The sequence below is a fragment of the Streptomyces sp. NPDC050509 genome (assembly GCF_044457965.1).
Lineage (GTDB): Bacteria > Actinomycetota > Actinomycetes > Streptomycetales > Streptomycetaceae > Streptomyces.
This window is the reverse complement of the sequence record NZ_JBITHL010000001.1, coordinates 1,151,244-1,170,039: the sequence shown is the minus strand read 5'-3', so window position 1 is coordinate 1,170,039 and position 18,796 is coordinate 1,151,244. Positions and strand designations below refer to the sequence as shown.

Below are 18,796 nucleotides of genomic sequence, written 5' to 3'. Positions count from 1 at the left end.
CCCACTCCCCTCAGCTCTCCTTGCCGTCGTCGCCCGCGTCCGTGTCCTCGGCGCGTGAGGGCGTCCGGCCACGCCCGCTCGTTCCGGTGGCCTTGCGGGTGCGGGATGTCGCCGTCGCGGCCCGCTTGGACGCCGGAGCCTTGCTCTGAGCGCGCTTCTTCGCGGGCGCGGGCGCGGCCTCGTCGGCAGAAGCGGGGGCCTTGTCCCCGGCGGGTTCGGAGGGTTCGGAGGGGCCGGCGGGTTCGGTGGGCTCCGCGGGGGCCTGATCCCCCGGTGCGCGGAACGGCACCGCCCGTACCGTCCGCCGCTGCACGGGCTTCGCCGGTACCGGCTTCTCCCGGCCCTCGATCAGCACCAGCGACGCCTGATAGGCCACCGACAGTGCGTACGGGGTCTGGTGGAGCATCCCCCAGAGCTTGGACGTCTCGTCGATGTCCATCACCGTCGGGGTGAAGCGCACCCGCTGCGGGGAGTCCGCGAGATCGCTCCCGGTCAGATACGGCCGCTCGGCGGCCAGTTCGATCAAGTCCTGCGGGAGTACGGGGATTTCGTGCAGCGTGCGGATCACGCAGCCGATCAGTCGCTGCCCGACCAGCGTGGCCTCGTCCCCGTACGCGCTGATCAGGAAGTGCAGATCCAGCGCCGCCGCTGGGCGGTTGACCAGGGTGCCGTCCGAGGCGCGGGTCGGCAGGTCGGTGTGGCGCATCGAGGGGTTCGGTGTGGCCTGGTAGAGGAAGACGTTGATCGTCGGCTCGGTCGGCGGTTCGGCGGGCGGCTTGCGTGTCTCCACCGTGACCGCGATGTCCATCTCAGGAGACAGGTTGTTCCCGATCAGCAGGGCCAGGGCCTGGGTGACCGTCGCGATGGCAAGTGCGTTGCTCATGAGGTCAGTTCCTCCTCTCGCCGCGGGCCAGATAGTCGTCCAGGTTCAGCACGGGCGCGCGCCGCCCGGCGGGCCCGGGGCGATCGGCCTCCGGGCGCCGTGTGCCGGGTGGCGGCGCCGCGCTCACCTCCAGCCGGCCGATCTGTACGTGGACGACACGTTCGGCCGGCCGGGGCGCCCGGCGGCCCACCCCGTTCTGCGCGGCGCCGCGCGCGGCGGTCGTGTCGGTGTCGCGGGGCCGGGGCGCCCCGGTGGCTCCCCGGGGGGCGAAGGGCGCGCCGGACGAAGGGGTGACGGGTCCACCACGTGGCACCGGAGAGGTATCGGCCTCCGCCGAAGTCGAACGGCGCGCGGAGCGCGAGCCGTCGGCCGCGCCCCGGCGCACTCCCGGAGCCGGGGACGGCCGGGCCGAGGGCTGTGCTGCCTCGTCCTCGCGGAAGGGGTCGGTGGCCCTCGTCGTCCGCTCCGTACGGTCGCCAGGCCGGGCCGCCTCGGTCCGTACGACCGTCTGCCGGTCCGTGCGGATCTCGCGTTCGTGCCGGATCGACTCGGGTGTTCCCCAGGCGGGGTGCGGGGCCGACGGGACCAGGGAGGCGGGCGCGTCGGGCTCCTGCGGCGCCGTACGCAACGCCTCGACGCGTTCGAACGGCCCGGGCAGCCGGGGGCGTACCCGGGTCACCCCGGTGTCCGGACCACCCGCGTCGCCGGGGTCCCCGCTGCCGCCAGCGGCGCCGTCGGCGGCCTGCACCGGGGTGTACCGGGCGAGCAGCCGGTCGAAGTAGTCAGACATCCGCGCACAGCTCCAGGTAGTAGCGGCGCCGCAGCGGGCTGAGCGCCAGGATCTCCGGCTCGCTCCACCCGTAGGCGGTGGCGAGCAGATGAACGTCGAGGAGCAAGTCCCTTGCCCAGGTGTCGAGTTCCGTCCACAGGTAGGAAGCGATGTCCAGTTCGGCGGGGGTGGCCCCGCCGCACTCGGGACAGCTCACGTTCAAGGTCACCTCGGCCGCCGGGTCGGCCTCCGCCGCCGCCTCGGCGAGCCGCCGCTGCACTTCGGCCGGCAGCAGCACGGCCAGCCGCTCCGGCGCAACGGCCTCCCCGCCCCGTACCGCCGAGACCGTGCAGCGCGCCACCAGCAGCCGGCGGGCGTCCGCCGGATCGTCGGTGGCGCCGGCCGCCGCGAGGTCGGCGACGCTGGGCAGCCGGAACTCGACGACCCACTCGCCCTCCGACACCCGCAGCGGCCCGTCCGGGATCCGCCCCCGGACGCCGAACACCGTCGCGTCGAGGTCGAACTCCATGTCGGCCCCGCAGGCGCCGCACTCGACACGTACCTGCATGCGCTCGCCGAACAGCGCCCGGCGCAGCGCGAACAGGTCCGCCTCCCGCTCGCCGACGGGCAGCGACAGCAGTGTGTCGGTGGCGGCCCCGGGGCGGGCCGCGTGGTGCAGCAGCAGCGACCTTCCCGAGTCGTGCTGTGCCAGCCCGGCCTCCCAGGTGGCGAGCAGCTCGGCGGGGCCCGTCGGCGTCATCCCTCGTTCCTCCGTGCGCGGGTGGTGCTGGGTCGTGCGGTGGGTGGTGCGGTGGGTGGTGCTGGGCCGTGCCCTGGTGGGTACGGGGCCGACGCCCGACGTGGATCAGGCCGGATGCGTGAAGGAAGGCTCCACCGGCTCCTCCACCTCGTAATCCCTCTCCCAGCCCTCGCATTCGAGCTTGACGCTCTGGATGGCGACGGCGTTCGCGTTCGCGTCCAGCTCGCCGAGTACCTGGTATTCGCTCACCCAGGCCCGGTAGAGCTTGTGCGAGACGGCGACCTGACCGGCCTCGTTGAGGACCTGGATGATGATGTCCTTGCGGAAATCGCGGAGTGACACCTCGGCGCCGAGGCCCGCCCCGACCTGCCAGACCTTGTTGGCCCAGCGGTCGAACTCCGGGTCGTGCGTGACGCCGCGCTCCAGGGTGACGCCCTCGAATTCGGAGCGGCCCGGGGATTTGCGCGGAGAGCTCGGGTCGCCGCCGTGGCGGTGCTTGACCACTTCGGTGGTGCGCTTCAGTGGACTGATCTTGCTGATGCCCGCGACCGTTCGACCGTCCCAGAGAACCAGGAACTTGAAATTCTTGTACGGGTCGAAGCGATGGGCGTTGATCTGGAACTCAGCCATCGGTTTCCTTCGGGTTCCTTTTTCCTCGGTCTGGTCAGGAAAGGTCGAACTGTCCGGCGACCTGCTGGATCTTCACGATCACGAACTCCGCGGGCTTGACCGGCGCGATGCCGATCACGACGTTCACCACCCCGTTGTCGATGTCGGCCTCGGTGGTGGTGTCCTTGTCACACTTGACGAAGTACGCCTCGCGCGGTGTGGCGCCCTGGAACGCGCCCTGCCGGAACAGGTCGTTGAGGTACGCCGACGCCTTCAGCCGGATCTGCTGCCACAACTGCTCGGTGTTGGGCTCGAAGACGACCCACTGGAGACCCCGGTACAGGGACTCCTCGACATGCAGCGCGAGCCGGCGCACCGGTACGTACTTCCACTCGCTGTCGAGCGCGTCGGAACCCGCCAGCGTCCTGGCGCCCCACACGAGCGGGCCGACCACCGGGAACGTACGCAGACAGTTCACCCCGAGGGGGCCCAGCAGGCCGTTCTCCCGGTCGGTGAGCTTGACCGTCAGCGACCGCACCCCGGCCAGCTTCGCCTCGGTCCCGGCCGGTGCCTTCCACACCCCGCGCTCGCTGTCGACCCGGGCGATGACACCGGCGACGGCGCCCGACGGCGGGAAGGCGCGGAGCCGTCCGGTGAGCGGATCGGTGAGCTGTACGTGCGGGAAGTACAGCGCCGCGTGATCGCCGCGTACGGCGTCGAAGGCACCGATCCCGGCCCGTGCGGCGTCCACGTTGCCCCAGGCGGAGGGGGAGTCCACGAGCAGGAAGATCCGCCGTTCCTGGCAGAGTTGGCCCGCCGCGGAGACCACCGTGACCATGTCCGCGGTGGACTCGTACGCCGAAAGCTCCGGCAGGACCAGCAGATTGACGTCGTCGACGTCGCGCAGGGCCTGCATACCGGTCTTGGCCGTCTCGCTGCCGATGAGGTCGCGGGGGCCCGGCGGGTCACCGTCCTCGCCGCCCTCCAGGGCGAAGGCGGGCGGGTTGACCGAGCCCTCCAGCCCCAGGTCGTTGGCGCACTCCCCGACGAAGCGCACGACGTCGGCGGGGTCGATGGACCCGGCGACGACCTGGATCCGGCGGCCGAACGGGGTGACCTGGACACCGGCGTACGTGTGCTTCCCCGGCGCGTCGGGCAGCGAGCGCAGCTTGCGCTCCAGCAGCAGCGCCAACTCCACCACGTTGGTGGGCGCTTCGCCGTCGTGGTGCGGGTCGTGGAGGGTGAACTCGCGCTCCACCTCCCCGATCTTGACCTTCAACTCGACGGCCAGGGAGGGGAGTTTCGCCGCGAAGGGCTTGGACACCGTGCCGGAGGGGTCGGGGCGGTCCCGGTCCAGGGCCTTGACCCGGACGAGGCCGGAGCCGCTGTTCACCACCGTCTCCACGAAACGCCCGTGGTCGGGGTCCATCGACAGGCCGGTGAAGGACTCGCGGGCTCCGCCGCGCGCGTCGAGGACCTGGAGGTTGAACGTACGGTCCGGGGTGGGGGTGTCGTGGTCGACCGCCACCCGCAGCCGCGATCCCCAGCCGCCGGGCTCCTTGGCGTGCACCTCCAGGACCGGGCAATCGCTCTTCCCCTCCGTGGAGTTGAGGGTGACGCAGGCTTCCTTGCCGGTGCCGGCCTTGGCCACGCGCACGATCACTGCGACCGTCCCGCCGTTGCCGAAGAACTGGTGCACGGCGTAGCCGACGGCGCCGCGGGACGTGAGCCCACCGAAGCGGCGCTCGAAGTCCGCGAAGCTGGTGACCCGCACCGGCTGGTTGAGCGGACCCCGGCGGGTGTGGCCCACGAACGCGGTCACCGAGGTGGTGACCGACGCGATGGTACGGACGCTGCTGGGGAGTTCTTCGATGTAAACGCCGGGATAGCCCATATGCGTCGGCATTCCCCCTCCATTCCCTTCGCGCATCAAGATATGAGGAGGGAAGGTGAAGGTATGGCGTTCATGCGTGGAAGTTGAATACGCATGCGTACGCACCCCCTACGTTCCCCCGTTACATCCCATGCGATAGCGGTACCGGTCTCGCGTGGTCATTCGCACGGCCGTGCGCGGTGGTCGTCCGCGCCGCCCATCCGCATGATCATGCGTTGTGACTCTTGGTGTATGAGTGCCGCTTGCGAGTCTCGTTTCTTTTCCAAGGAATGGTCAAGAGGTCGATTCGGTCATTGGGTGATCCTTTCCCGAACGGGTCGCCCGGCGGGTATACGGCGTGGTCAGCGGCGTGCGACCGGAAAAGTATGGAGAGTAATTCACGGTGGCTTCACAGAAGGGTTTCCGGCCGTGGCGAAAACCAGCCGAAGAGAATTTCCTCCGGCGCGCCCCTTTGCCCGGGGGTGGCATCCGTGCGGGCCGCGGTGCGGTCCGGACGCTGATGTCGTTTTTCTGCCAGCCGGGACACCCCGCAGGCCCGATGCTTGACCCATGCACCCCGCCACGCACCTCGCGATGCACGCCGACACCGAGCGCTGCGTCCGGGCCGTCAGGTCCAAGGACGCACGCTTCGACGGCTGGTTCTTCACCGCGGTCCTGACCACCCGCATCTACTGCCGCCCGAGCTGCCCGGTGGTGCCGCCGAAGGCCGAGAACATGACCTTCTACCCCAGCGCCGCCGCCTGCCAGCAGGCCGGATTCCGCGCCTGCAAGCGGTGCAGGCCCGACACCAGCCCCGGCTCCCCGGAGTGGAACGCCCGCGCCGACACCGTCGCCCGCGCCATGCGGCTGATCCAGGACGGGGTCGTCGACCGCGAGGGCGTGCCCGGCCTCGCCACCCGCCTCGGCTACTCCGCCCGCCAGATCGAGCGCCAGCTCCTCGCCGAACTGGGCGCGGGGCCGCTCGCCCTCGCCCGTGCCCAGCGGGCACAGACCGCGCGGCTGCTCATCGAGACGACCGGACTGCCGATGGCCGAGGTCGCCTTCGCCGCCGGCTTCGCCTCGATCCGGGCGTTCAACGACACCGTACGAGAAGTCTTCGCGCTCTCACCGAGCGAACTGCGCGACCGGGCCGCCCGGAGCGCGCACGGCCCGCGCGCCCGGCGCGCCACGGAGCGGACCCGTACCCCCGGAGTGATCTGTCTGCGCCTGCCGTTCCGCGCGCCCCTCACGCCGGACAACCTCTTCGGGCACCTCGCAGCGACCGCTGTCCCTGGCGTCGAGGAGTGGCGGGACGGCGCGTACCGCCGCACCCTCTCCCTCCCGTACGGGCACGGCATCGTCTCCCTCACCCCGCGCCCCGACCACATCGCCTGCCGGCTCTCCCTCACCGACCCGCGCGATCTCACCCTCGCCATCAGCGGCTGCCGCCGGATGCTCGACCTCGACGCCGACCCCGTCGCCGTCGACGCACAACTGCGCGCCGATCCGCTGCTGACCCCGCTGGTCGACAAGGCACCGGGGCGGCGGGTGCCCCGTACCGTGGACGCCGCCGAGTTCGCCGTACGGGCCGTGCTCGGCCAGCAGGTCTCCACCGCCGCCGCCAGGACACACGCGGCGCGGCTGGTCACGGCGTACGGAGAGCCGGTCGACGACCCCGAGGGCGGGCTCACGCACCTCTTCCCGTCCCCGGCGGCGCTGGCCGGACTCGACCCGGAGGCCCTGGCCCTGCCGCGCAGCCGGCGTACGACGCTCACCACGCTGGTCGCGGCCCTCGCCGACGGCGCGCTGCGGCTCGGCCCCGACAGCGACTGGGAGGAGGCGCGGGCGCGGCTCACCGCGCTGCCCGGGTTCGGGCCGTGGACGGTCGAGGTGATCGTCATGCGCGCGCTCGGCGACCCCGACGCGTTCCTGCCGACCGACCTCGGGATCCGCCGGGCCGCGGCACACCTCGGACTGCCCTCGACGCCCGCCGCGCTGACGGCACGCGCCGCCGCCTGGCGGCCCTGGCGCGCGTACGCCGTGCAGTACCTGTGGGCCACCGAGGACCACGCCATCAACCACTTGCCCGCGTAAGGGAGTTGAACCCGACTTGAACGCCACGACCGGAGAGCACACCGTGACCGCCACCGGTGCTGTGCGTACCGCTCACACCGCTCACACCGCTCACACGGTGGTCGACAGCCCGTACGGACCGCTGACGCTCGTCGCCACCGACGGCGTCCTGAGCGGCCTCTACATGCACGAGCAGCGCCACCGCCCGCCCGAGGAGTCCTTCGGCGTCCAGGACCCCGGGCCGTTCACGGAGACCGTGCGCCAGCTCGCCGCGTACTTCGACGGTGAACTGACCGAGTTCGACGTGCCGTTCACTCTGCACGGCACGCCGTTCCAGCGTCAGGTGTGGGAGCAGCTTCTGCGGATCCCGTACGGCGAGACCCGTTCGTACGGCGAACTCGCCGAACGCCTCGGCAAGCCGGGCGCCTCGCGGGCCGTCGGCCTGGCCAACGGCAAGAACCCGATCAGCATCATCGTCCCCTGCCACCGGGTCATCGGCTCCACCGGCAGCCTCACCGGATACGGCGGCGGGCTGAGCCGTAAGCAGCGGCTCCTCACCTTCGAGGGCGCCCCCGCGGCCGGCGGGGGCGCGGTGGCCGACGGGCTGTGGTGAACCGCGGCGCCGGGTGCGGGCGCCGGGTGCGCGGCGGTGTGGTGCGCGGCGCTGCGGTGTGCTGCCGGCACCCGGCCCCGTGGTTCAGGAGGTACTCGCCGGTGTGAACGGGTTCGGTGTCAGCCCCGTCCAGCGGTGCAGGACCGCGCGTCCGGTCTGCCGGGTCACACCGCCGGACTGGACCGTGCCGGCCTCGGCGACGTAGTAGCGGCCGTCGTCCAGCGAGATCAGCCCGTACTGTCCGGCCGCCTCCCAGCCGTACACACCGGACGCCGTGTGGTGCAGCCCGCGCGGGAGCAGGGACAGCAACGAGCCGCGCTCGGCCCGCTGTTGGCCGCGTACGGTTCCCTTCGCCGGGCGCTTGGATCCGTCCACGACGAAGAGGGAGTAGTTGGGGAACGCGGTCTTCTTGCCCCGGTACACGGCCATCAGCCAGTTGCCGCTGCGCGCGTCGTACTCCAGGTTCTGCACGCCGTAGGTCGTGTTGCCGGTGTACGCGAAGAACTTGCCGTCCGGCGCTGCCGGACCCGAGGTGTGCGGCGCGTCCTCGGTCAGCGGGCGCTCGTACTTCTTCCACGCCCGGACGTCGTACTGGAGCAGGACCTGATGGTCGTTGTCCCGCCGGGCGGTGTTGGAGTAGATCCCGTACGCCACGGTGAGCTTGAGGCCGCCCCTGCCGTCGAACGACGAGCCGAAGGCGACCCCGTCGATGCCACTGCAACCGTAGCGGTGGTCCGGGGTATCGGCGACATCGCCGTCGAAGACGCCGTCGCCGTTCATGTCGGCCGTGTAGTCCTTCACGACCTCGTTGAGATGGACGGTGGAGACCACACCCGTGGACGCGGCGTCCATGTTCATCCGGTCGATACGGTCCCCGTCGAAGACGGCGATGTAGAACGCCTTCGCGGCCTTGTACTCCAGGGAGCCGTACACCCGGCCGTCCGCCGTGTTGAAGTCCAGGTCGCCGAGATGGCCGGTGAAGCCCGTGACGGAGCCGAGGGGTCTGCCGGTCAGATCCGTCTTCACCAGCAGGTTGGTGAAGGAGAAGTACATGACGCCCTTGACGCGGTCCACCGTCATGCCCTGGAGATGCCCGGACTCCCAGGCGCCGCCGTCGACCGCCGTGGGCAGCGTGGGCAGCGCGGCCGGGGCGGGCGGAGCGGCCGGCTTCCGTACGGTACGGGCCGCCGCCGCGTCGTCGGCGTGGGCCGCGCCCCCGCCGGCCACGACGGCGGAGCCGACGAGCACGGACGTGAAGAGGGCCGTTGTGAGCCGACCGCGTGTCTGCCTTCGCATGGTGCCTCCGGGGGGCGTGGGACTCCAGTGGGACACCAGGATGATGCCGCGAAGGCGTGCACGGGGGAACAACGCGGAATGAACGCGCGATACGGCTCGAACGGGCCGTCATATCGTCTGTACGGGCGGTGCCGTCAGGCCGATCGGGTCCTGATGGCGTCCGCACGGCCTGTCGACGTCATGTCAGTCCTCCGGGGTGGCGGCGGTGAGCGCGACGGGCATGACCAGGGTGGTGAAGCTGCCCTGGTCGGCCGAGCGCACCACCACCGGTTCGGTCACGGCGGAGATCTCCAGCAGGACGTCGGGGCCGACGCTCGCTTCGAGCGCCGGGGCGAGGACGGCCGGGTCGAAGCCGATCCGCAGGGGCGCTTCGCCTATGCGCAGCGCCCGCAGGGTGGTGGATCCGCCCGACCGGTCCGCGCCGTCCGCGCCGCCCGACCGGTCCGGTCGGGGCGGCTGGTCCGGTCGGTCGGCCGGGGAGATGTGTACGTCGTCCTCGCCGAGCCGCAGGGCGACCGCCGACGCGCCGTCGCCGTCCACCCCGCCGTCCGTCCCGGCGTACGCGGTGACGGCGTCGAGCAGCGCCGTCCGGTCGACGATCAGCCGGTGCCGGGCCTCGGGCAGTTCGGTGAGCAGGTCGCGGTAGGCGGGGAACTCGCCGTCCCACAGCTTCAGTTCGCGGGATCCCGCGCCGTCCACGTCGGATATCCGGGCCTCGTTCGCGTCGATCTCGACGGTCACCGCGGAGCACCGCGCCGCCCACGCGCCCACCTCGGCCAACGGGGCGGCGTCCAGCAGGACATGGCGGTCGGGGCCCTCCACCGCGACCACCGGCTTCAGGACCCGGGTCGAGAGGCGGTAGCGGTCGGTGGCCACCAGACGCACCTCGCTGTCGTCGATCTCGACGAGGACGCGGCCGAGGACCGGATGGTCCGGGTCGGCGCCGACGGCCGCACCCACCTGCCGTACGGCACCGGCCAGTTCGGCGCCGCCGAGCCGCACCCGTGTGACCGGCCGGGCTCCGTCCGCCGTGCCGTTCCCGTCCTCGGGCCTGTGGCTCGCGCTCTCCGCACCCGGCAGGGAGCGCAGCACGGCGGCGATCGTCTCATCGGCGGTGCGTGACCGTTCCCGTACGGTGCTGCGGTGGCGCTCCAGTACCGTACGGGCCGCGTCCGGATCGCCGTCGAGCACGACCATGACCTCCGCGAGGGGCAGCCCCGCCTCCCGCAGGCTCCGCAGGACCCGCGCCCGCATCTCCTGGTCGAGGCTGTAGGAGCGGTAGCCGGTGGTGGCGTCGACCTGGGCGGGGGCCAGGACGCCGCAGTCGTCGTAGAAGCGCAGGGCGCTCGGGGCGAGGCCGACACGCCGGGCGAAGGCGCTGATGCTCAGCAGCTCCGGCTTGAAGAGGCCGATCGAGATGTCCACGGGGGTGGAGCCTGTAGTGCTGTCCATGGCGGTGATTGTCGAGGTTCAGGCAACCTGAAAGTCAACTCCGGCCCCGTACGGCTGCCCGGCCCCTGGCCCCCGGCCCCCGGCCCTCATGGATAGCTCGCCGTCAGCATCGACGTCGCCAGCTCCACCCGGGAGCGCAGCCCGGTGCGGTGGAAGAGCCTGGTCAGCCGGCTCGCCACACTGCCCTCGCTCACCCCGAGGGCCGCCGCGAGCTGGCGGTTGGACAGCCCCTCGGCGACCAGGGTCGCCAGCAGCCGTTCGTTCTCCTCGGTCACGGTCCGCCGGTCCGGTACCGGCAGCCCCGCGTCGCGCAACGCCGTCCGGGTCCGGTAGCGCCACAGCAGCGCGTCCAACCCCCCGAACAGGTCGTACGCCTCACGGAGCCGCGCCTCGCTCCGCGGTCCCGTCGCGATCCCCGGCGACGCGACGGCCAGCAGCGTGCAGGCCGTCTCGAAGGGCCGGCCGGAGGCGCGGGCCAGGGCGAGGGCCTCACGTACGCTCCGGTCGGGGTCGGGCAGCAGCGAGCGCAGGTCGGGGCAGTGCCGCAGGACCAGGACGCGGGTCCGCAGGGAGAGCAGCCGCGCGCTGTCACCGCCCGAGGCGGCGGCCGTACGCTCCAGCCGGCTCAGACAGGTCGCCGCGCGGTCCGGGCGGCCCCGTTCGGCCTCCATGGCCGCGAGGGCAGCCCACAAGGGCTCGGTGCCGAAGGCGTAACCGTGTTCCGACGCCTCGGCCAGGCCCCGGCGCAGCGCCTTCTCCGCGCGGGAGTCCTCGCCCACGAGCCGGTGGACGGCGGCCTGTTCGGCATCCAGCAGATACGTCATGGAGTTGGTGACGGCCCGCGCGGTGTCCAGCACCGTCCGCGCGCGCGACGGCCAGCCGCGGGCGAGCAGCATGGTCGAGGTCCGGGCGTGCGCCAGCACACTGGCGGGCATCCGGGCGGTCGCCGGGCTGTTGGCCATCAGGGAGCGCGCGCTCGCCATCGCCTCGTCCCAGGATCCGGCCAGATAGTGCGCCAACATGACATTGCGGATGGGGAGGTGGCCGATGGTCAGCCCGCGTCGGGCGACGAGGGCGCGCGCCTCGCCCAGCTCGCCCATGCCGAGCAGGAAGTCGCATTGCAGAACGGTCAGTTCGAGCATCAGGTGCGGCGCCGGGATCCCGTCGACAGGGTGGCGCAGCGTGCGCCGGAACGGGGCCGCGTCCCCGGTCATCAGCCGTGCCGCCGTCTCGCACATCATGACGAAGAGCCGGGCGACCGGATGGGGATGGCGGTGGGCGTGCGACCGCGCGATCAGCTTCAGGGCCTCGGACCAGAGCCCCAGCAGACACAGCGCGACCACACCCAGGACCTCGGACTCGCTGTCGGCGCCCGCGCCCGTGGCCCGCGTGCGGTGGAGCGCGGCGGGCCCGCACAGCGCGGACGGGTCGCCGGAGGCCGCTCGCGCCGCCAGCTCGACCACCGCCAGCTCCAGCCGGGTGCCCGGGTCCATCGCGCGGGCGTGCCGCTCCAGCAGGGCCGCCGCCGCGTCCGCCGCGCCGGGCCCGTTCCCGGTGGAGTCGGCGGTGGCCGCGTACCGGGCCAGCGTCGACGCGAGCAGCGCGGGATCGTCGGTCAGCCCGGCGGCCGACTCCAGCCAGCGGGACGCCTCCGGCACCTCGGCGGCGTCCGACTCCCGTGCCGCGGCGAGCAGTTCGGCCGTGGCCCTGCCCCGGTCGACGAACGTGCCTGCATCGACGACGCGGTTCGCCAGATAGGTGCGGCGTACGCTCGCGGCGTCCCGGGGCACGACCACCGCGCCACGGTGCGTGGACGCCATTCCGTCCGCCGGGGCCACGGTGCCCTGCGCGGCGGACGGCCCGCGGTCGGCGGCCTCCCACAGGGCGTGCACGGCGGTGGCCGAGACGGCGCGGCGTTCGTAAGGACCGAGCCGGTCCGCAGCGGCGACGGCGACCAGCGGGATACGGAACGTCCAGCCCGCCCCGCGGCCCGGCTCCGCCCCCTTCGACGCCCCCGCCCCGTTCCGTGTCCCCGCCCCGTACGTCGGCCCGTACGCCGCCTCCGCGCCCCGGTCGCCCGGTCCCGCGACGAGACCGGGCTCCGCCAGCCGGTGCAGCGCCCGGAGCACGGTGTGTTCGGGCAGCCCGGTGGCCGCCGCGACGAGCCCGGCCGTCCGCTCGCCCAGCGGCTCCAGCACACTCAGCGCCTTCGCGACACGCCACGCGGTGTCGCCGAGCCCCCGCAGGGCGCGGACAAAACGGTCGTCGTCCGGCAGTACGGGAACGGGCGCGCCCGCCACGAGATGCGCGTGGCCGATCAGGGTCCGGATCGCCCGCGAGCCCGCGTGGAGCGCGGCCACCAGCGCCCCGGGGTTGCCGCCGGTCAGCCAGTGCGCCTCGTCGACCAGTGTCTGTTCCGGCACCGCGCGCAGCCGGTGGGTCAGGAGCCGCGCGACCTCCTCCACCGTCAGCGGCGGCAGATCCACCGCGCCGATCGACACCCTGTCGGCGAGCGCCAACAGGGCTTCCTCCCCGGCACGTTGGCTGCTGGACCGCACCGGGCCGAGGGGCGAAACGCCGAGGATCAGCCGTACGGGGGAGGAGACGAGCCGGGGTGCGAGCGCGTACAGCAGCTCGGTGGTCTCCGGGTCGGCGAACTGCGCGTCGTCGACCAGGACGACGGCCGGGGTGCGGGTGCGCAGGGTGCGGGCCAGCAGGACGGACACCGCCTCACCGGATCCGCGCGGCTCGGTGTGCGAGCGCAGCGCGTCGTCCAGCGGCCGGTCCTCCGGTACGGCGCCACCCGTACCACCGGCCCCCGCGCTACCGCCAACCGCTCCTGTCCCAACGGCACCGGCACCGGCACCGGCACCGGCCGCACCGCCCGGCCCGGAGAGCGCGGTGATCAGCCGATGGGCCAGAAGATGCGCGAGGAGATGGTCGCCCGGCCGGCACGCCACCGGGTGCACCGGGAGGCCCGCCGCCCGCAATCGCTCCGCGAGCGCCCCGAGCAGCGCGGTCCGGCCCGCCCCGATCCCGCCGCGTACCAGATGGATCGCCGGACCCGACGGTGCGGTGGCGGCTTCCAGCATCCGTTGGATCACACTGTCCCGGCCGAAGAGCTCGGGCTCCGTACGGGGCAGCGGTCTCTCGCCCCCGGTCCGAAGGTCCCCCGTGATGTGCCCCGTCACCATCACCCCTTTGCGCAACCGGGGCAGACTGGATCACCACCTGGCCCCCGTTGACCGATCGGCCAATAGTAGACGAACGTCTGGACGAGGAATGGGCCGTTCGATCAACTCGTGAAGGCACCGGAGGTTACGTTGAGGCCGGGCCCCTCGACGGGCCCGCAGCCGGGCTCTGCGTGGGGGAGTGGTGCCGACCGATGTCGACCAACCGGAAAACCCAGTTCGTCGGACGGAAGGAAGAAGTACGCGAGATCGGTGCGGCTTTGCGCCGCACCGAGGGGGACGCCCGGCTGCTGGTCGTGCACGGCGAACCCGGCATCGGGAAGACCGCCGTGCTGGACGCGGCACTCCAACCCGCCCTGCGGGAAGGGGCCCTGGTGGTCAGGGTCGACCTCGCCGACTGCCGGGAACCGGTGGTGGACACCGTGGCGGACCGGCTCTGCGACCTGCTGACGGAACAGGGCGACAGCGCCGCCCTGGCCCTCGTCACGGCCGTACGGCGCGCCCAGGCCGGGGCGGCCAGGGACCGGCGGCACTCCCTCCACCTGCTGCTGGAGGCGCGGGCCGCCGTCCGGCACATCGCGGGCCACCGCCCGCCGGCCGTCGTCCTCGACGACGCGCAGCTCGTCCCCGAGGACGAGACCGGCGCGCTCGGCGCGCTGCTGCGCGCGATCCGCTCCGACGGCGTGCCCGTCGTGGTGTGCGGGCGGATGGAACCGGGGGCTCCCGGCGCCGTCCACGCGCTGGCGGCGGCGGCCGACCGCGTCCTGGCGCTGCCGCCGCTCACCTGGGCCCAGACCAGCGCCCTGACCGGCCGCAGGCTGGGACTGCCGGCCGCGCCCGAACTGGTCTCCGCGCTGCGCCGGGCGCTCGGCCCGCTGGCCGGCAACCCCCGCGCCGTACTCGCCGCCGTCGGCACGCTGTGGGAGCGCGACCGCCTGCTGGTGGTGGACGGCTCCGCATGTCTCTCCGGCCCCGACACCCCCGTACAACTGCCCATCGGACGCACGGAAGTTCACCGGATCTGGCGGCTCGCCGGCGGCCCCGCCTTCGCCGACGAGACGTTCCTGGAGGAGACGCTGGCGCTGCTCGCCCGGCTGACCGAGGCGGCGCGGACGACGGTCGACGACTTCCTCGATCTGGCACCGGAGCTCGGCGGGTCAGTGGCACACATCGGCCGGGTTCTCGACACGCTGGTCGAGCACCGCATGGTCACCGTGGACGACAAGCAGAGCCTCAGGTGCGCGGTCCCCGGGCTGGGCGCCGATCTGCGCACCTCACGGACCCGGCGCCAACTCGCCAGGCTGCACGCCCGCGTCGTGACGAACGCGAGACGCCGGCTGGGCACGAGGAGCGACACCCTGGACCCGCGCCTCTGCGACCACGCGCTCGCCGCGGGCGCCGAACTGCCCGTCGCGCTGTCCAACGAGATCCTGCTGGCCGCGGTCCGCCGCGGCGGGGCCGGCACGGAGCGGCGGCGGGCCGCCCGCGCGGCCCTCGCGCTCTCCCGCCAACTGGCCTCCGACGACGAGAGTCTGCCCGGCGTGCTGCGGACCACGATCGCGCTCATGCTCGACCACGGCGACGCCGACGGGCTGCTGGAACTCGGCGGCCGGCTCCTGCCCGCCGGCACTCGATGCCCGCCCCGATCCTGGGAGTTCCTGCCCGATCTGGCCTCCGCCTGGGCCCTCGCCGCCCTTCACGAGCAGTGGCTCGGAACCCGGGTGGCCGACCACGCGGGCCCGGCGGCCCGTACGGCGGTACGGTTCCCGTCCGCCGCGGCGCTCATGGCGATGGCCGTGCGGATCCGGGGTGAGCCGCCGCGCGGGGGACCGGTGGACGGGGAGCCGGGGCGCGGGGGACCGGTGGGCGGGGGACCGGGGGGCGCGCCCGCTCATGCCCCGCTGTCCGGCTTCCACTTACCCGGTTGCCTCTTACCCGAGGCCCCGGACACCGATCTGCCCGTCGGACTCGTCCCGGCCGCCGCCGAGACCCGGCTGGCCACCGGCACCCTGGGGACCCGCGCCGAGTTCGACGCCGCCCTGTCCGCCGTCCAGAACCTCCGTTCGTCCAACGGTCTCGCCCCGCTCGATGTCACCGACCGGCTGCGGGAGGCGGCCTCGCTCGGCGACTGGGCCAGCGCCTTCGAAACGGTCCTCGGCGACCGCTGCGCGCAGTTCGAGGACAGCCCGCTGCGCACCTACCAGTCCCTGGTCCGTGAGTATCTGACCGGATCGTGGGAGGTCGCGCTCGCCCTGGCCCGCCGGATCGAGATGCACTCCGAGGGCACCGGGCGCGGACCGCTGTACGACCACAGCCGCAGCCTGGCCTCCGAGATCTGCCGCTGGCAGGGCGACACCGGTCGTGCCGCCGCCTGGCTCTCCGGCGTCGATCCCCCCACGGGCTGGGGGCCACTGCCGAGTTGGTCCCGTGCGGGGCTGCGGCATGTCACGGGCGACGCCGTCGGCGCGTGGCGGGACGGCTGGCGCGACTACCGGATCCTGCGGGCGGCCGGCCATCTCGCCGGACTGGAACGCCTGTTGCTGCGGCTGCTGGGGTACGCGGTGGTCCAGGGGCACGACCGTGCGGTACGGGAGTCGCTGGAGGCCCTGGAGGAACTGCACGCGTCCGTCGACTCGCACGCGACCCGGGCCACCATCCTGCTGGCCCGTGCGGTGGCCCGCGACGACGTGGACAGCGCCCTCGCCGCCTACGCGCTCCTCGCCCGCCACGGCGACCAGAGCCTGTCCTTCGTCACCAGCCTGTGGCTGGCCCGCGCCACCGGTACGGAGAAGTGGCTGGCCGAGGCGTGGGAGTGGTGCGAACGGCTCGGGGCGCGGCGCGCCCGGCAGTCACTGGCCGATGTCGCCCACGACCTCGGGCATCCGCTGCCGCGCCGCCGCGCGACCCGGTCCGTCTTCAGCCGGCTGGAGGTGGAGGTGGTCGGGATGGTCGCCGACGGCTGGACCAACCGGCAGATCGCGGCCGTGCTGGCCCGCAGCGAGAAGAGCGTCGAGACGTATCTCGCCCGGATCTTCGAACGCACCGGCTGCCGCTCGCGGTTGGAGCTGACCACCGCATGGCTGGACGGCGGGCTCGCGCGCTTCGTACCCGGCTGAGCGGCCCGGCCGTCCGGCCCCTGGGACAGGGAGGGGGGCGGGGCGGGGACTGGGGCGGGGAGGGGGGCGGACCGCCGCGTACCCCGGGACGGCCGCCACCCACGATGTTCGGGCAAGGGTGGAGGTACGAACAGGCACGGAACGCGGCCGTGGTTGCGTCGGCGCGCGCGGCGGTGTTTTTCTGGGACGCGTTCACGGTGAGGCCCGCGCGCACCCTCACCAGGTATTCCGGAGAGCCGGAGTGCCAATGAACTCCGCAAATGAGCTCCGCAATGAACTCCCGCTGAAAACACGGAAGTTGACATGGTGTGATCGGAGGCGCGCTGCGCGATGGACGACAGAGGACGGAATGACACCGCCCCGTACCCCGGCACCGCCCGTTACCCCGGCACCGGTACCGTCGCTCCGGTCCGCGCATGCCCGTCCTGACCGGCCCCGGAGTACTGGCCGGACCCGGCCCCGTCCGCGCCGTACCGGGCCCCGCCGCCCGTCACTGTAGGGTCCCGGCCGACCGCGGCCCGGACCCATCGACGGCGCGGGCGGAGGCGCTGGCCCGCTCGGGCCACGGAGGCGCGGCGCTCGGCCTGCTCGACGAGGTGAGCGCCGACCCGTCCGCGACCGACGCCACCGCCAGGGACGCACGGGCGCTCCGTACGCTCGTCAGGGGCGAGCACCCCGGTGAGCGCGGCGCGCCCCGGGCCCCGGCGCCCGGCGACTGGGGGTGCGCTCTGACGGAGGGGCCCGTGCGCGCAGCGGCCGACGCGTGGGCCGGGGTGCTGGCGGGACTGCCGGCGTACGAGATCGCCCCGCGCGCCACCCATGCGCTGACCGCCCTGTCCCCGCTGTCTCAGCCGTCTCAGCCGACCCCTCCGTCCTTCCGTGACCCGGGCGGCCCGTGGAGCGCGACGGTGGCCGCCGCCGCGATCCGGGCCCTCCTGCACACCGACCGGCTCGCCGCCGCCGCCGGATGGAGCGGGCGGCTGGCCGCCCACGCGGAAGGAGACGGCGCCCCCGAGCGGCAGGCCGAGTTCCTGGCCCTGCTCGCCGTGGCGGAGTACCGGCAGGGTGAGTTGACCGCGGCCCTCGGCCATCTCGCCACGGCCCTCGGCCTCGTACCCGGCGGCGATGCCCAACCCTGGCGGCTCACCGCCCTGTTGACGCGGGGCCGGGTCCTGGCCCTCACGGGGCGCCCGCCCGATCCGGGGCACACCGCCGTACCCGTACCCGTACACACCGCGCAGCACCGCCACGCCGACGCCGTCCCGCGCGCGCCGTCCCCCAACAGCCTTCAGTGGGTCGACCACCTGTACTTCCGCGGCGAGACACGGCTGGCGCGCGGCAGACCGGCGGAGGCGCTCATGGACTTCGTACGGTGCGGTCGCGCGCTGCGCGACTGGGGCGCCGACCGGCCGACCGTCACCCCCTGGCGCTCCGGCGCCGCCCGCGCCCACCTCGCGCTGGGCAACCGCGGCCCCGCGCTCGCCCTCGCCCTCGCGGAGGTCCGGCTCGCGCGGGAGTGCGCGGCCCCCCGGACGCTGGGAATCAGCCTCCGCGAGGCCGCCGTGGCGGCCGACCCGCTGTTCCGGATGGACCTCCTCCAGGAGTCGGCCCGGATGCACGAGACCGCGGGCGCCCGGCTCGAACTGGCCCGCACCCTCGCCCTCATCGGCAGGGAGCGGCACCGTACGGGCGACCGTAAGGCGGCCCGCGCCGTGCTCAGCACCGCGTGCGAGGCGGCTCACGCGTGCGGCGCCGCGGCGCTGGAGAAGCGCGTACGCCAGGAACTCGCGGCGGCGGGCGGCCGGGTGTGCGGCAAGGCCGTACGGGACTCCCGGACCCTGACGGCCCGGCAGCAGCGCGTCGCGGAGCTGGCCGTCCAGGGCCACGGCAACCGGGAGATCGCGGCCCGACTCTCCCTCACCGAAAGCACCGTGGAACAGCACATGACGCAGATCTACCGGAAACTCGACATCGGAAAGAGAAGCGAGATAAAGATCTCCGGGGAAACGCTCGGATAACGATCCGTAAGTCGCCCACGCGGCGCGCGAATACCATCCGGAGTGGTGGGGGGGGGGGGGGGGGGGGGGCGCGGGCGGCCCCCCCCCCCCCGGGGGGGGCCCCCCGGCCCCCCCCCCCAAAAGGAAAAACACCCTACACAAAA

12 protein-coding genes are annotated in these 18,796 nt (G+C 73.4%); 4 read left to right on the top strand and 8 right to left on the bottom strand.

The window, feature by feature from the left end:
- Positions 1 to 10 precede the first annotated feature (10 nt).
- The 5 genes from ACIBJC_RS04435 to ACIBJC_RS04415 form a co-directional block, all read right to left on the bottom strand.
- Positions 11 to 883, bottom strand: a complete 873-nt coding sequence (locus ACIBJC_RS04435; RefSeq protein WP_399287566.1) for a DUF4255 domain-containing protein — start codon at positions 881 to 883, stop codon at positions 11 to 13.
- A 4-nt stretch (positions 884 to 887) separates the two neighbouring features.
- Positions 888 to 1,673 carry a hypothetical protein gene (locus tag ACIBJC_RS04430; protein ID WP_399287563.1) on the bottom strand — a complete coding sequence of 262 codons (786 nt, stop codon included), beginning with the start codon at positions 1,671 to 1,673 and terminating at the stop codon, positions 888 to 890.
- Positions 1,666 to 2,412 (bottom strand): hypothetical protein, encoded by a 747-nt coding sequence (locus tag ACIBJC_RS04425; RefSeq protein ID WP_399287560.1) that lies wholly within the window; start codon positions 2,410 to 2,412, stop codon positions 1,666 to 1,668. Before ACIBJC_RS04425 ends, ACIBJC_RS04430 begins: the two co-directional genes overlap by 8 nt.
- A 105-nt stretch (positions 2,413 to 2,517) precedes the next feature.
- Positions 2,518 to 3,042, bottom strand: a complete 525-nt coding sequence (locus ACIBJC_RS04420; RefSeq protein WP_313939720.1) for a phage tail protein — start codon at positions 3,040 to 3,042, stop codon at positions 2,518 to 2,520.
- 34 nt (positions 3,043 to 3,076) lie between these two features.
- Positions 3,077 to 4,927, bottom strand: a complete 1,851-nt coding sequence (locus tag ACIBJC_RS04415) for a phage tail sheath family protein (protein WP_399287557.1) — start codon at positions 4,925 to 4,927, stop codon at positions 3,077 to 3,079.
- A gap of 561 nt (positions 4,928 to 5,488) precedes the next feature.
- On the opposite strand from ACIBJC_RS04415, the gene ACIBJC_RS04410 reads away from it, so the two are divergent.
- Together ACIBJC_RS04410 and ACIBJC_RS04405 are read left to right on the top strand one after the other, a co-directional pair.
- Positions 5,489 to 6,988 carry an AlkA N-terminal domain-containing protein gene (locus tag ACIBJC_RS04410; protein WP_399288142.1) on the top strand — a complete coding sequence of 500 codons (1,500 nt, stop codon included), beginning with the start codon at positions 5,489 to 5,491 and terminating at the stop codon, positions 6,986 to 6,988.
- Positions 6,989 to 7,031: 43 nt separating this feature from the next.
- Entirely contained in the window at positions 7,032 to 7,580 is a 549-nt protein-coding gene (locus ACIBJC_RS04405; protein ID WP_399288139.1) for a methylated-DNA--[protein]-cysteine S-methyltransferase, read from the top strand.
- An 84-nt stretch (positions 7,581 to 7,664) separates the two neighbouring features.
- On the opposite strand, the gene ACIBJC_RS04400 is transcribed toward ACIBJC_RS04405, so the two are convergent.
- From ACIBJC_RS04400 to ACIBJC_RS04390, 3 genes are all read right to left on the bottom strand, one after another.
- Positions 7,665 to 8,876 carry a hypothetical protein gene (locus ACIBJC_RS04400; RefSeq protein ID WP_399287555.1) on the bottom strand — a complete coding sequence of 404 codons (1,212 nt, stop codon included), beginning with the start codon at positions 8,874 to 8,876 and terminating at the stop codon, positions 7,665 to 7,667.
- Between the two features lie 183 nt (positions 8,877 to 9,059).
- Positions 9,060 to 10,328: a MerR family transcriptional regulator gene (locus ACIBJC_RS04395; RefSeq protein WP_399287552.1), complete on the bottom strand. Its 1,269-nt coding sequence runs from the start codon at positions 10,326 to 10,328 to the stop codon at positions 9,060 to 9,062.
- 86 nt (positions 10,329 to 10,414) lie between these two features.
- Entirely contained in the window at positions 10,415 to 13,519 is a 3,105-nt protein-coding gene (locus tag ACIBJC_RS04390; RefSeq protein WP_399287549.1) for an AAA family ATPase, read from the bottom strand.
- 194 nt (positions 13,520 to 13,713) lie between these two features.
- Between ACIBJC_RS04390 and ACIBJC_RS04385 the strand changes: the two genes are divergently transcribed.
- Together ACIBJC_RS04385 and ACIBJC_RS04380 are read left to right on the top strand one after the other, a co-directional pair.
- The gene (locus ACIBJC_RS04385) at positions 13,714 to 16,635 is read left to right on the top strand and encodes an AAA family ATPase (protein ID WP_399287546.1); all 2,922 of its coding nucleotides are present in this window, start codon (positions 13,714 to 13,716) and stop codon (positions 16,633 to 16,635) included.
- A gap of 416 nt (positions 16,636 to 17,051) precedes the next feature.
- Positions 17,052 to 18,653 (top strand): LuxR C-terminal-related transcriptional regulator, encoded by a 1,602-nt coding sequence (locus ACIBJC_RS04380; RefSeq protein WP_399287544.1) that lies wholly within the window; start codon positions 17,052 to 17,054, stop codon positions 18,651 to 18,653.
- Positions 18,654 to 18,796 lie beyond the last annotated feature (143 nt).